Here is a 12,333-nt window from a genome sequence, read left to right as displayed (position 1 = left end):
AACTTAAAGGAAGATTAAGTGTCTGTTTTATACTCAAAAAATTTTGACTCTTTTGATTGGGGCTGGCTTGTAATAAGCTTTGGTATGGCTCTAGGTGCTGGTATAGTTTTGGTACCAGTTACAGTTGGAGTATCTGGCATATTTATATATTTAATATCTGCATTATTTGCCTACCCTGCTATTTTTTTATTTCAAAAACTGTATATGAACACTCTATTTGATACCAAGGAGTCAAAATGCTACAGTGAAACCATAAAAGACCTATTAGGTGAAAAATGGAGCATTGTTCTTGGTTTTTTGTATTTCATAATGATGTCCATATGGACTATAGTTTATGCTGAGACAGTAGCAAATGCTCTTAGTGATTATCTATATCACTTTAATATAATAAATATTAGACTCGATAATAGCACTGTTTATAGCTTAATATTAATGATCATTTTAGTAGCTATTGGAACAAAAAGTAAAAATCTACTATTTAAAGCATCTACTTTACTAACCCTTATACTTCTATGTTCTGTTATTATTGCAGCTATATATGTTATCCCTGAGTGGAACTTCTCTCAGCTGAATATTTATCCAAAAGGCTGGGAGGCTGTACCTAAAACAATAATTATGATTCCATTTTCTTTAACAACCATATTATTTATACAATCATTAAGTCCCATGGTGATGGGATATAGAGAACAATACTCTAAGAATAATGAGTTAGCAAAATACAAAGCTCAAAGAACTATGAAAATAGCTTTTTTTACATTATTGATAATTGTTTCTTTTTATGTTCTTTCTTTGGCTTTAATTATTCCTCAAGATCAAGCAATTTTAGCCAAGAATCACAACCAATCTGTATTTTCAATACTCTTAAAAATCTATAGTCATAATACATTTTTGCAAATACTCGGAGTAATTATAAATATTTGTGCTATTTTAGCAGCTTTCTTGAGCATTTTAACAGGAATGAGAGAGTCATTACGAGGTGTACTATTAAATATCACAAAAAAATTCTTTGATAAGAACAAATTCTCTTCAAATCAAATAGAAGCAACTATTATTATTTTGATAATACTATTAACATGGTTATCTATTATATTCAAAATACCTATTTTTTATTTAGTTCCATGGTGCGGCCCTATATTTGGTATCATAGGTTGTTTAATACCTGCCTATATTGTTTTTAAGGTAGATAGATTTGCAAAATATAAAACTATTTCTGTTTACTATATAGTTTTAGTTGGAATCATTTTGTGTATATCGCCACTATTATCTGCATATCTTTAAAGTAAAAAGATAATTTAGTTTCTCATTTAGAAAAATTTATAAAATAAAAGATATTTTTTGATAAAAGATACGGCAACCTAGGGTCATTAAAATCTGCTTTTATTTACAGATATCTGCCAATCTTCCTGTCATTACTCCCAAAATAGCATCATCTGTTTCATTCATTCCTTTACCAGTAGCTAAGATTGCAATATTTTTGATTGTATCTTCAACATCATCACCAACAATACCGTCATGTGGAGTTACCGTATTACCAAGCATTGCAGCATTCACAGCATCAAATGCTGCATATACTGAGTTTGCTATCTTAATCGAGCATGATGAATTAGCACCATCACACATAATACCAATAATTCCTGCTAAAGCATTAATGATAGATTTCTCAACTTTATCCTCAGATAAGTCTAGCATCATTGCTAAACCACCAGCAATACCAGCAGATGCGCATGTTGGTCCACATAGAGCTGATAGCCTACCAATACTTGATTTGATATAAACTGTTGAAACAATAGCAAAGAATAAAGCGCGATATAGCTCTTCTTGAGACTTGCCTTTTGACTTTGCAAACTCAATAAGTGGTAATGATAAAGTCAGCCCTATATTACCACTACCAGCGGCTGTCATCACAGGTAATGCCGAGCCTCCCATTCTTGCATCACTACCAGCTGATGCTGCTGCCGCAGCACGATTACGGATATCATCTCCATAAAAGCCATTATCGATACCTGAACGAATATTTCTACCAGTCTGGATACCATATTGATGCACCAAACCCTCATTTGATATATTAGAATTATCTTTAACAATTTTATCTAACATATCACTAATTTTAGATATATCTAAATGAGATGCAATTTTGTAAATCTCTTTAATTGAGAATTTAGAAATTATTTCATCAACAAGATTGCTCTTATTATCTGCATCATCAACTTCATAAATAATTTCATCATTCTTTTTGATTAAAGTAATATTTGTATGCGTATATTTGAACTCTACTATAACCTTGTCTTGTTTGTAATACGCTTCTATACGAATATATAGCTTTATAGGCTTGGATGCATTAAATACTTTTATACAATCTTTTTGTAAATACTCTTGTACTTTCGGAAGATCTGCTTTAGTTACCCCAGAAATAACCATAAGTTCTTTAGCTGCATTACCAGCAATTGTACCCATCGCGACAGAGGCTTCTATACCAATCATTCCACCACTATTTGGCACAGTTACGCTTTTTACATTCTTTATCATATTACCAGAAGCAAAAACATCTATCCTATCAGGTATATGTCCTAGCACATCTCGTGTTTTTGCAGCACAATACGCCAAAGCCACAGGCTCTGTACACCCTTCAGCTGGTACAACCTCTTTATACAACAAGTCTATCAATTGCTGTTCTCTACTCATCTCTCTAATCTCCTTTAGATTTAAAATCTACTTTAACTAATCTAAATATTTTTTGAAGAATTTGTTAACTCAATCAACTACCACAAACATTTTATATTATAATTGCTTTTATTTCATCATAACATTATTCACGTACTTTATTTAGGAGATATAAATAATGAAACTATTCAATATGACTAAATTTGATTTTGAATGGCTAAGTATTAATTTTGGCATGGCTATTGGTGCTGGGATATTAATGGTTCCAGTAAGCATAGGTGTTGTTGGTCTACCATTATTTATAGTGGCTGTGCTAATAACATATCCTGGTATTTACCTATTACAAAGACTATATATAAGAACTCTTTTCGCTTCTAAAGAGCCTAAGGTTTATAGTGAGGTTATAAAAGAAATTCTTGGGGATAAAGCCGAGATATTATTATCGATAACTTACCTTCTAATGATGCTTATTTGGACTACTATATATGCTGAGGTTATTGCACAGACATTCTCTGATTATGCTTATAACTTCAACCTAACAAATAATCCAAATATAAAATCAAATCTTTTAGTAAGCTTCATATTTGTAATAGTACTAATGCTTATAGGGTTTAAAAGCCAGAAATTTCTTGTCAAGTCAATAACAGTTTTCGCTATAATACTAGTAATAGCAATACTGGGAATCACTGTTTCGCTAGCTCCTTACTGGGACTTTGCAAATACTACTTATACGCCAGGGCTAAGCGTTTCTATCCAAAAACTAATAATCTTAATTCCATTTACGTTAACTTCAATACTTTTTATACAGACATTATCTCCAATGACCATAGCATATAAAAAACATTATGCAGCAGATATCGCTAAGAAAAGAGCTGTACACGGAATGAAAGTTGCATTCATAATATTAACATTGATCGTTATATCTTTTATCCTATCATTCTCAATGACCATCTCTCATGATATGGCAGTATCAGCAATTGAAAATAACTACTCAGGTCTTGTATTGTTGAAAAAAAATGGTGTATCAAATTCATGGTTAGACATTTTTGGTGGAGCTATAAACATTTTTGCAATCCTGACTTCGTTTCTCAGCATTCTTTATGGAATGAAAAATTCTTTACTAGGTATTCTATTTATAATTACAAAGAAAATTAATAGAAGACGTAGTGAAAAAATTCTAAACCTTATCGCTATAATTTGCATATTCCTTATAACATGGAGTGCAATTGTATTTGAATATCCTGTATATGTTTTGTTACCGCTATGCGGTCCAATATTTGCTATAATAGGATGTTTTATACCTGCTTTTATTGTGTATAGGACACCTTCATTACATCACTTAAAAGGACTATCACTAAATTTTGTAATAATCGTTGGGGTCATTTTAGCAATTTCACCTCTGCTAACATCTTTCTTAGACTAAGATTAAAACTCAACCATATCCCAACTAAAAAAGGTGCCAGGATCTGTTTTTCTATTTGGGGCAATATCTTGGTGTCCAGTTATATCTTTCACAGATGGATATGCTCTTTTTAAATCTTTTAGTAAAATATTTAATACTTGATACTGTTCGCTCTTATAAGAGTCTTGAGCTGTTCCTTGCAATTCTATTCCTATCGAAAAATCATTACAGCCTTGTCGACCATTAAATTCACTTACTCCAGCATGCCACGCTCTATCATCTATAGATACAAATTGTATTATCTCACCATCTCTTTTTATGTAAAAGTGTGCTGATACTTCTACACCATTTAAACTTTGAAAGCTCTCATGTTGCTGACAATCAAGCTTGTTGGTAAAAAGCTTCTCAACATTAGTATTATCATACTCACCTTCTGGTAAACTTATACAATGTATAACTACTAGACTGATATCATTATCATTAGGTCTTTGATTAAAGTTAGGACTTTTTATATGCTTAGCTTTTTTATACCAACCTTGCTCGAACATCTTAGTATTTAAAATTATTTGTAATAGTATTATACTTTATCAACTAATTTGGTAATTTTGAATAATTTTAACTATGAAATGTCTTGATTGTAAGCTTGCAAAAAGAACTTTTTTATACGGTATAATAACATTAATAATCGTAGTATTTAGCTATAATTTCTTAGATGTAAAAGTAGCAAATTTTATACATACTAGTGATTTTTTCGGTACAGCAATTAGTACTCTAGCAGCGCTAACCTCTCAAATTTTTTCACCTAAAATTTGGGCCATCATCACTGCTATTGTTACACTAATATGTATTTATAAACACATAACTAAAAAGCCATCAGAAAAACTCTACATTATGTCATTAACCTTGATAATGACTATTTTAATCACCACTATAGTCAAAGTCATATTAGCAAGGTATAGACCAGAAATGTTACTCTTTGACAACAGATATGGTTTTCACTTTTTCTCTTTTAAAAAAGCTTATAATTCTATGCCATCTGGTCATACAGCATTAACTTTTGCTGGCTTACTTGCTATAGCTAACTTTTTTGACAAAAAATTTATCACGATTATAGCCGTAGCTGTATGTTGCTTCGTTGCTGTTAGTAGAATTATTATCTTAGATCATTTTATCTCAGATGTAATAGTAGCTGCATACATAGGTATTTTTACCTACTTATGGTCAAAAGCATTTGTTGAAAATAAAAGATCGAACTAAAAATCAATTTATATATTCTTTGAAATAAGTCAGTGCTTTTCGATAAACATCTTGCTTGAAATAAACCACATGATTTATTGGATACCAATAACTTACCCATCGCCAATTATCAAATTCAGGAGAGTCATTAGCTTCTAAGTTAATATTACTTTCTGAAGTTTTTAATCTTAATAAAAACCATTTTTGTTTCTGTCCTATACATACAGGCTCTCGACTTCTCACAAGTGAATCTGGAATATCATATTTAAACCAATCTCTAGTAGATGCAATTACTTCAACATCATGAGGACGTAAACCAACTTCTTCGTATAACTCTCTATACATAGCCTGCAATGGTGTCTCGCCTATTGCCACTCCTCCTTGAGGAAACTGCCAAGAGGTTCTACTCTTTCTTTGACCCCAAAATACTCTATCTTGTCTATTTAGTAAAACTATCGCTACATTTGCTCGATACCCACTTTTATCTATCATTATTCAAAGAAAACTTTCTTCTACCTAATCTTATTGTAAACTAATTTTTCTAAGTTTGATAACTTATAATTAGATTTAGTTCATAACAATATGATCTATAAATATTAACAAAATAAGCATTTTTTGATTCTTTACTTATCTTCATCAGCCAAATCATTTAACATAGTTATTAATACTCATATAAACACTCTTAAAATAGTGATTCCGAACACTCTTAGTAATTGCTTTTTTATACAAGCTAAACAAACTCCTAACAATATAGCTATCACTGATGAAAATATTGAACTTACTTATCAGCAAACAGCTAATCAAATCATAAATTTAGCAAAATATTTATTAGAAAATGGATATAATCAGAATAGTATAATCTCTATATACAGTTCAAAACGATATGAGATTATCATTGCCTTTTTGGCAGTATCAAGTATAGGAGCAAGTTGCGTACAGTTAGATAAATCATTTCCTTTACCTTTGCTTAAGGACATCATAAATGATACAAACTCGGACCTAATCCTATGTGATGAAATACCAGATATTAAATCAGTTAAATGTATAGATTATATAAATATCATCTCAAAATGTGACAACTCTAAGATTCAAGTACCTACTGATATAAACACAGATCCAGAAAAAGATTTTTGGCTAGTATATTCATCAGGTACTACAGGCAAAAATAAAGGAATTTCAATATCTCATAGAGCAATCCTAGAATCATATAAGATTAGAGAAACTATCAAACCATATGATAGTGGTAGTTCGATTGGTTGTAATATTTATTATCTCTGGGAAGCATTTAGACCCTTATTAAAAGGCGGAAGAACTAATATAATTCCAGATACAATACTTTATGATTTTAAAGCTCTTGCAAAATATATCAAAAATAAGAAAATCAATGAAATTCTTTTTACACCTTCGTATCTTGAAACTTTATTATCAACCTCTGAAGATACTGCTATAGAAATATTTCATAATATTGATACATGCTGGTTAAATGGTGAAGTAGTTTCTAGCTGGTTACAATACAAACTAGAAAAATTTATGAGCTCCACAAATATATATAATCTGTATTCCATATCTGAATGTCACGATGTTGCAGTATATAAATTACACCCAAATGATAAATATTTAGAAGAAGATGGCGTTGTCCCTGTTGGTCATGTACTACCCAAAGTTGATGCAGTTGTGCTTGATGAAAATAAAGAAATAGTTAAGAATGGCCAAAAAGGAGAAGTCTATATCCACTCTATAGGATTAGCTAATGAATATATCAATAGACCAGATCTAAATGCAGAAAGATTTATCACTGCAGCAAATAGTCCAATCAAGAAGCGACTTTATAAAACTGGAGATTTTGGCAAGCTATCAGATGATGGACAGTTAATAACAATATATGGTCGATGTGATTATATTATCAAACTAAGAGGTTATACCCTTTCACTACCATTTATTGAATCTGTTATTAAGGATAAACTTGACATAATGCACTGTATAGTCGATAAAATTGGTGCCACAAGAATGTCAGAATCACTAATTGCATATTTAGAAATTCCTAAAGAGAATCAAGATACTTTTCGCCAACGATGGAATCTAAAAGATAACAATAAACCATCTAAAAAACTACTAGATAAAATTGCTCCTTATCTAGCTCACTATATGCTCCCTAAATATATTGTTCTACTCGATGAAATACCTCTTAACAGATACTCAAACAAACTTGATAGGAATAGCATTAAACATGATGATTTAATCATTGAAACTCAAGAAGTTCAAGCAATCAATAATTTGCAAGACTATAAAAGACTATGGTCAAATATCTTAAATATATCTGAAGATGATATATTTCTAACAAGCTGTTTTTTTGAGCTTGGCGGATCATCCTTATCTGCAATGTTACTTATAAGTAATCTAAAAAAGCTTGGCTTTGATATTACTATCAGCAATTTTGTTGAAAAAAGTTCTTTGCAAGATAGTTATAATCTAATAACAAATAATCAATCCTCAACAAAACAAAAAATCACTCAAGAGATCTTGGATGATATTAATAAATTTACAACCGTAATAAAACCGAATATTTGCCAAGATTTACTCTCAACAAATACTGGAAATATCTTATTGACAGGCGCAACAGGATTTTTAGGCTCTCACCTTGTAGCTCAATTAATATCAAATGAGAAAATACAAACAATTTACTGTTTGGTAAGAGCTACAGATAAAAACCAAGCAAGACAAAGAGTCGAAAAAACTCTTAAAAAACTCGATGTTAAAACAAACTCAAAAATAGTATATTTAAATGGAGATATTACTAAAACAAACTTTGGTTTAGATAGTAAAAAATGGTTAGAACTATCTAAAGAGATAAATACTGTTATTCATACAGCAGCATCTGTTAACCTATTATTACCTTATAATGCTTTGAAACCAAGCAATCTTGATGGAACAGCACATTGTATTGACTTTTGTCTTACGAATAAAAGTAAACATTTAATATACATATCCACTAATGGAATATTCCCATTATATCTGAATAAAGTTTTTGATGAATCTAACTCCATTGATTGGATTAAATCACTAGAGTCTGGCTACTCACAAACAAAGTGGGCAGCAGAAAAACTCGTTCATAAAATGATTGAAAAAGGTCTTAATGCAAGTGTTTTAAGACTAGGAAATCTCTCACCTCAAACACCTAGCTATATAAACAAATCCGATACGAACTGGTTACTACTAAAAGAAATAATTACCCAGAAGAAAATACCTCAAAATATAAACTTAGAAATGACTCCAGTAGATCATATAGCTAAGATTGTAGAACATCTTATATTGACTAAACCAGACTACAATATCCTTAATATTACTAACAAAATTTTTCTTAACGCAAACATATTAGCTAAATGTTTCAATTATGAAACTATCGAATATAATAATTGGCTTGATACTATTATAGATGATTCAACAAAGTTCTTAGCAAATGATAAGCTAAACATCGACTCATCAATATGTAACTATGATAGAACTAATTACCAAAGAATCATGAAAGAAATCAATATCAATTATCCAGAAATAACTGCTGAATATATAAATAATATTTTTCTAGGAGGTAAAGATGAGCTTACTTACAAATAAACATGTATTAATAGTCGGTGCCTCTAGTGGTATGGGTAAAGCTATTGCTAATGCATGCCGAGAAAAGCAAATGAAAATATCTTTATGCTCGCGTCGTGAAATTGATATTCAAGGTGATAATATATTTTTTCAATCAATAGATATCCAGAATTTAGCTCAAGTAGAGAGTTTTATAAACCAAAGTATAGATAACTTTGGTGAATTCGATTATGTCATTAACTGTGCAGGTGTTATGTATTATCAATGTATAGAAAATAGAAATTACCAAGAATGGATGACTACCATAAATACTAATGTCATAGGATTTACTAATCTTTTATACTCTGTACTACCATCACTAATCAAAAATAAAGGCATGCTGATTAACATAACATCTGATGCTGCTAGGCAAGCCTTTCCAGGTCTAGCAATTTATTCAGGTTCAAAGGCTTTTATGGAATATACACTTAGAGCCATTCGTTTGGAGTTAATTGATAAAGATGTCAGAATTATCAACATCCAACCAGGTAATGTTGCTACTCCATTGCAAAACATGTCTACAGATAGTGAGGCTGTCAAAAAATATGCCAGTGATGATTCAGATAATTTCATACAGCCACAACAAATAGCTGAGACAATAATTTTTGCGATGAATCAACCAAAAAATGTTGCCATAAACGAAATACTAATAGAGCCTCAAAAAGAGCCTATCAGCGGATAACTTCAAACTATATAAACATCTATACTTGTAATATTTCATTCAATTAGCTAATGTATAGATAAATTATTCTTATTCTCAGGATTTTTTGGTTTGAATTTTAAAAAACGAGCTTTTCTATTTGGCTCGCTATCTGGAATATTTTGGGGTCTTGACTATACATTAGCGGGACAAGTTCACACACTTCTTACAATGACTTTTTTAGTTTCAATGTGGCTTACTTCAATACATGATTTAGGAGTTGCAGCAACTGTTAGTGTCGTATCAAAATCATCTGTAAAAAAAGTTAAAGATCTAAAGCTTTGGCAAATTATAAGTATATGCTGTATCCCGCTTCTAGGTGGACTTGCGATGACTATGTACATGCTTTCGACAAGAGATATCTCTACTGGGACAGCAATCATAATATCATCATGCTATCCTGCTGTAGGAATGATAGGCGCGCGAATCTTTCTCAAGGAAAGCTTAACCCCTCTGAAAATACTAGGATTTATAATTGTTTTAATTGGTATTACCTTAACAGCCTATAGTGAATTATTTGATCAGGCAAATAGCATTATAGGTCTTTGCTTTGCAATTTTAGCAGCTATTTTTTGGGGACTAGAAGGCGTTATCTATAAAATGGTTTTGAATGCTGATGTCTCGGCAAATACATTACTTTTTCTACGTAAGATCTCTACAATTATAATATTCTTACCATTCACTTGGATTATAATCGATACAGTTAGTATTTATGTGCTATTACTTATAGCTGCAATTGGTGTTATTGGCTATATTGCAGATCTAGCATATATGCAAGCATTTAAGTACTCAAATGTAACTTTAGCAATGTCACTAAATATTACTTATATTATTTGGGGGCCTTTATTTGCCTTTATGCTATTTGATCAAAGTATAAGTATTATACTTCTCATAGCTTGTGCAATTTTAATATTTATAGGCAATTATCTAATATTCAAATCCAAATCAGTTTACTAAAAAACTGAATTTTCCCCGTATAAATAATTAGGTAGCTGAAAGGTATTAAGAGCATAACCTCCTACTAGATCAGATGATTGATCTCCTATTGAGATAAGTATCTTATACCCCAGAGATTCAATATAAGCCCTTCTCTCTGCCTTAAAATTTTTAAAGACCTTAGAATCATATTCTGTCAAGTTATTTGGAAAAACAAATACATCTTCAAAACCTACATAACCAGCATTAGACAATGCCTGTTTTGTCGCTTCTAGATGCTTAGCAAAACGCGCACTTATGAAAAATATTTTAAGTCCTTTAGCAAGACAGTAAAGATAGAAGTCTAAAGTAGCCTTGATTGGATAAGCACTAGTTTTTGCAAGTAGTTCATCCCAAATTTGATGATTCTCCTGTTGAGGAAAGCCTACTTCTTTAAAAGGATAATAATGATTCAATGAAGTTTCATCAATATCAAGAACTATAGCCTGATTTTTTAATGAGGATTGAGCATCTATTATTTGCTTAGCTTTTTCAAGAATATTTCTTACGTCATCTTCATGAGCTTGACTCTCATAATAAGAAATAACTTGTTCTTCTGTCATATATACGTTTATTTTAGACCTAACTCTTTCAATCTTTCTTCTAGAAATATTCCAGCTTGAGGATATTTTTCAGATAGATATACTTCTGGCTTAGGATGTATAAAGCACGGTGTTGAAACTCGATCAAGATTCTCTATTTCACCTTCTGGCTTTACAACTCTATGCTTAGTTGCAATATACTCACCATTAGTCATTTCTTGAAGCATGTCACCGATATTTATAACTAGAGACTCACTATCACATGGCACATCATACCATTGATTAGTTACTGGCGATAAAACTTGTAAACCTGGTGAAGAAGCTATTGGCAACAATGTAATTAAGTTGATATCTTCATGGGCTGCTGCTCTTACTGCACCTGGCTCTTCATCACCTTTCATAGCAGGATAATGTAATATTCTTAACAACGTACTTTCATAAGAAACAGTATCTCTTAATCGTTGTGGTAGCTTACTAGCAACAGCTGGATCCATATGCTCATCTATCCATTCAAGAAGTGTCTCGCCAAGCTTCATCATTTTTTCAAACATTTCTCTAGCTGCACTACTTACTTCCTCAGGATATCGACCATTAGGAAAATATAAATGATAGAAGTGCTTAATGTCTTTTACTGTTTCACCCTTAGCAACTTCAGAGACATCTTTTGGAAAATATCCATCTTGGTTTTCAACATCAAATAAATATTTATCAGCATCACCTGACTTTAAAAAATCTTGCCACTCATTATAAACAGTTTGGATAAGATTCCAATCAATAGGATGAGTCTTTAAAACCGCAAAACCAGTTTCTTTCAAAGACTTTGTAAACTCTTCAGCTGCATTATCTGCATAGTAATCAACGCTACGAATATTCATTTTTACTCCATATTTTTAGAGGGAAACAATTCAAGGACTGCCTTTAATTATATCAATAATACTTTTATGTTTCATTAACTTGATGATATCTTAGATAGTAAAACTTAATTAAATAAACTTCTATAGCTTCTTCTTTATTTTTCTTCGCAAATATATCTCTAACTTATCAAGTGATCTTGCAAGTTTTTTACTTATTGCAATAAATGGTAATAAAGCTAATCCTATAAAAAATAATCCTGGTCCAGGAGTAAATAGCATAATTAGACCAAGTATCAAAGCCACAATTGAAATTATTAAAAACATTAATAAAAC

12 protein-coding genes are annotated in these 12,333 nt (G+C 31.1%); 6 read left to right on the top strand and 6 right to left on the bottom strand.

The window, feature by feature from the left end; translation table 11 throughout:
• The first annotated feature begins 18 nt into the window (after positions 1-18).
• Positions 19-1,278: an aromatic amino acid transport family protein gene (locus tag FTPG_RS03680; RefSeq protein ID WP_004287081.1), complete on the top strand. Its 1,260-nt coding sequence runs from the start codon at positions 19-21 to the stop codon at positions 1,276-1,278.
• 99 nt (positions 1,279-1,377) lie between these two features.
• Here FTPG_RS03680 and FTPG_RS03675 read toward each other — a convergent pair whose 3' ends face one another.
• Positions 1,378-2,682 carry an L-cysteine desulfidase family protein gene (locus FTPG_RS03675; protein WP_004287080.1) on the bottom strand — a complete coding sequence of 435 codons (1,305 nt, stop codon included), beginning with the start codon at positions 2,680-2,682 and terminating at the stop codon, positions 1,378-1,380.
• A 157-nt stretch (positions 2,683-2,839) separates the two neighbouring features.
• Between FTPG_RS03675 and FTPG_RS03670 the strand changes: the two genes are divergently transcribed.
• Positions 2,840-4,084, top strand: coding sequence for an aromatic amino acid transport family protein (locus FTPG_RS03670; protein WP_004287079.1), 1,245 nt, complete (start codon positions 2,840-2,842; stop codon positions 4,082-4,084).
• A 2-nt stretch (positions 4,085-4,086) separates the two neighbouring features.
• On the opposite strand, the gene ampD is transcribed toward FTPG_RS03670, so the two are convergent.
• On the bottom strand, positions 4,087-4,611 hold the full coding sequence (gene ampD, locus FTPG_RS03665) for a 1,6-anhydro-N-acetylmuramyl-L-alanine amidase AmpD (RefSeq protein ID WP_004287078.1): 525 nt from the start codon (positions 4,609-4,611) through the stop codon (positions 4,087-4,089).
• Between the two features lie 73 nt (positions 4,612-4,684).
• Between ampD and FTPG_RS03660 the strand changes: the two genes are divergently transcribed.
• The gene (locus tag FTPG_RS03660; protein WP_004287077.1) at positions 4,685-5,320 is read left to right on the top strand and encodes a phosphatase PAP2 family protein; all 636 of its coding nucleotides are present in this window, start codon (positions 4,685-4,687) and stop codon (positions 5,318-5,320) included.
• Between the two features lie 3 nt (positions 5,321-5,323).
• On the opposite strand, the gene FTPG_RS03655 is transcribed toward FTPG_RS03660, so the two are convergent.
• Positions 5,324-5,791, bottom strand: a complete 468-nt coding sequence (locus tag FTPG_RS03655) for an RNA pyrophosphohydrolase (RefSeq protein WP_004287076.1) — start codon at positions 5,789-5,791, stop codon at positions 5,324-5,326.
• A 198-nt stretch (positions 5,792-5,989) separates the two neighbouring features.
• Here FTPG_RS03655 and FTPG_RS03650 point away from each other — a divergent pair, with 198 nt between their 5' ends.
• The 3 genes from FTPG_RS03650 to FTPG_RS03640 all read left to right on the top strand — a co-directional run bounded on the left by FTPG_RS03650 (position 5,990) and on the right by FTPG_RS03640 (position 10,586).
• The gene (locus FTPG_RS03650; RefSeq protein WP_235264338.1) at positions 5,990-8,911 is read left to right on the top strand and encodes a thioester reductase domain-containing protein; all 2,922 of its coding nucleotides are present in this window, start codon (positions 5,990-5,992) and stop codon (positions 8,909-8,911) included.
• Entirely contained in the window at positions 8,892-9,611 is a 720-nt protein-coding gene (locus FTPG_RS03645; protein ID WP_035722265.1) for an SDR family oxidoreductase, read from the top strand. Before FTPG_RS03650 ends, FTPG_RS03645 begins: the two co-directional genes overlap by 20 nt.
• 90 nt (positions 9,612-9,701) lie before the next feature.
• Positions 9,702-10,586: a DMT family transporter gene (locus FTPG_RS03640; RefSeq protein WP_004287074.1), complete on the top strand. Its 885-nt coding sequence runs from the start codon at positions 9,702-9,704 to the stop codon at positions 10,584-10,586.
• Here the strand turns inward: FTPG_RS03640 and FTPG_RS03635 are convergent.
• From FTPG_RS03635 to FTPG_RS09855, 3 genes are all read right to left on the bottom strand, one after another.
• Positions 10,583-11,167, bottom strand: coding sequence for an HAD family acid phosphatase (locus tag FTPG_RS03635; RefSeq protein WP_004287073.1), 585 nt, complete (start codon positions 11,165-11,167; stop codon positions 10,583-10,585). The genes FTPG_RS03640 and FTPG_RS03635 overlap by 4 nt on opposite strands.
• An 8-nt stretch (positions 11,168-11,175) precedes the next feature.
• Positions 11,176-12,021, bottom strand: coding sequence for a 2OG-Fe(II) oxygenase family protein (locus FTPG_RS03630; protein WP_004287072.1), 846 nt, complete (start codon positions 12,019-12,021; stop codon positions 11,176-11,178).
• Between the two features lie 120 nt (positions 12,022-12,141).
• Complete coding sequence (locus tag FTPG_RS09855) at positions 12,142-12,324, bottom strand: PGPGW domain-containing protein (RefSeq protein ID WP_224728109.1); 183 nt, start codon at positions 12,322-12,324, stop codon at positions 12,142-12,144.
• Between the last annotated feature and the right edge of the window lie 9 nt (positions 12,325-12,333).

Origin of the sequence: Francisella philomiragia subsp. philomiragia ATCC 25015 (genome assembly GCF_000156715.1) — a bacterium.
Lineage (GTDB): Bacteria > Pseudomonadota > Gammaproteobacteria > Francisellales > Francisellaceae > Francisella > Francisella philomiragia.
Note: the sequence above shows the minus strand (reverse complement) of the source record. Positions and strands in the feature narration are given on the sequence as shown.

What these genes read in the sequence shown, in the direction of transcription:
- FTPG_RS03675 (WP_004287080.1), bottom strand. Translation starts at nt 2,682, where the DNA reads ATGAGTAGAGAACAGCAATTGATAGACTTGTTGTATAAAGAGGTTGTA.
- FTPG_RS03670 (WP_004287079.1), top strand. Translation starts at nt 2,840, where the DNA reads ATGAAACTATTCAATATGACTAAATTTGATTTTGAATGGCTAAGTATT.
- ampD (WP_004287078.1), bottom strand. Translation starts at nt 4,611, where the DNA reads ATGTTCGAGCAAGGTTGGTATAAAAAAGCTAAGCATATAAAAAGTCCT.
- FTPG_RS03660 (WP_004287077.1), top strand. Translation starts at nt 4,685, where the DNA reads ATGAAATGTCTTGATTGTAAGCTTGCAAAAAGAACTTTTTTATACGGT.
- FTPG_RS03655 (WP_004287076.1), bottom strand. Translation starts at nt 5,791, where the DNA reads ATGATAGATAAAAGTGGGTATCGAGCAAATGTAGCGATAGTTTTACTA.
- FTPG_RS03645 (WP_035722265.1), top strand. Translation starts at nt 8,892, where the DNA reads ATGAGCTTACTTACAAATAAACATGTATTAATAGTCGGTGCCTCTAGT.
- FTPG_RS03635 (WP_004287073.1), bottom strand. Translation starts at nt 11,167, where the DNA reads ATGACAGAAGAACAAGTTATTTCTTATTATGAGAGTCAAGCTCATGAA.
- FTPG_RS03630 (WP_004287072.1), bottom strand. Translation starts at nt 12,021, where the DNA reads ATGAATATTCGTAGCGTTGATTACTATGCAGATAATGCAGCTGAAGAG.
- FTPG_RS09855 (WP_224728109.1), bottom strand. Translation starts at nt 12,324, where the DNA reads ATGTTTTTAATAATTTCAATTGTGGCTTTGATACTTGGTCTAATTATG.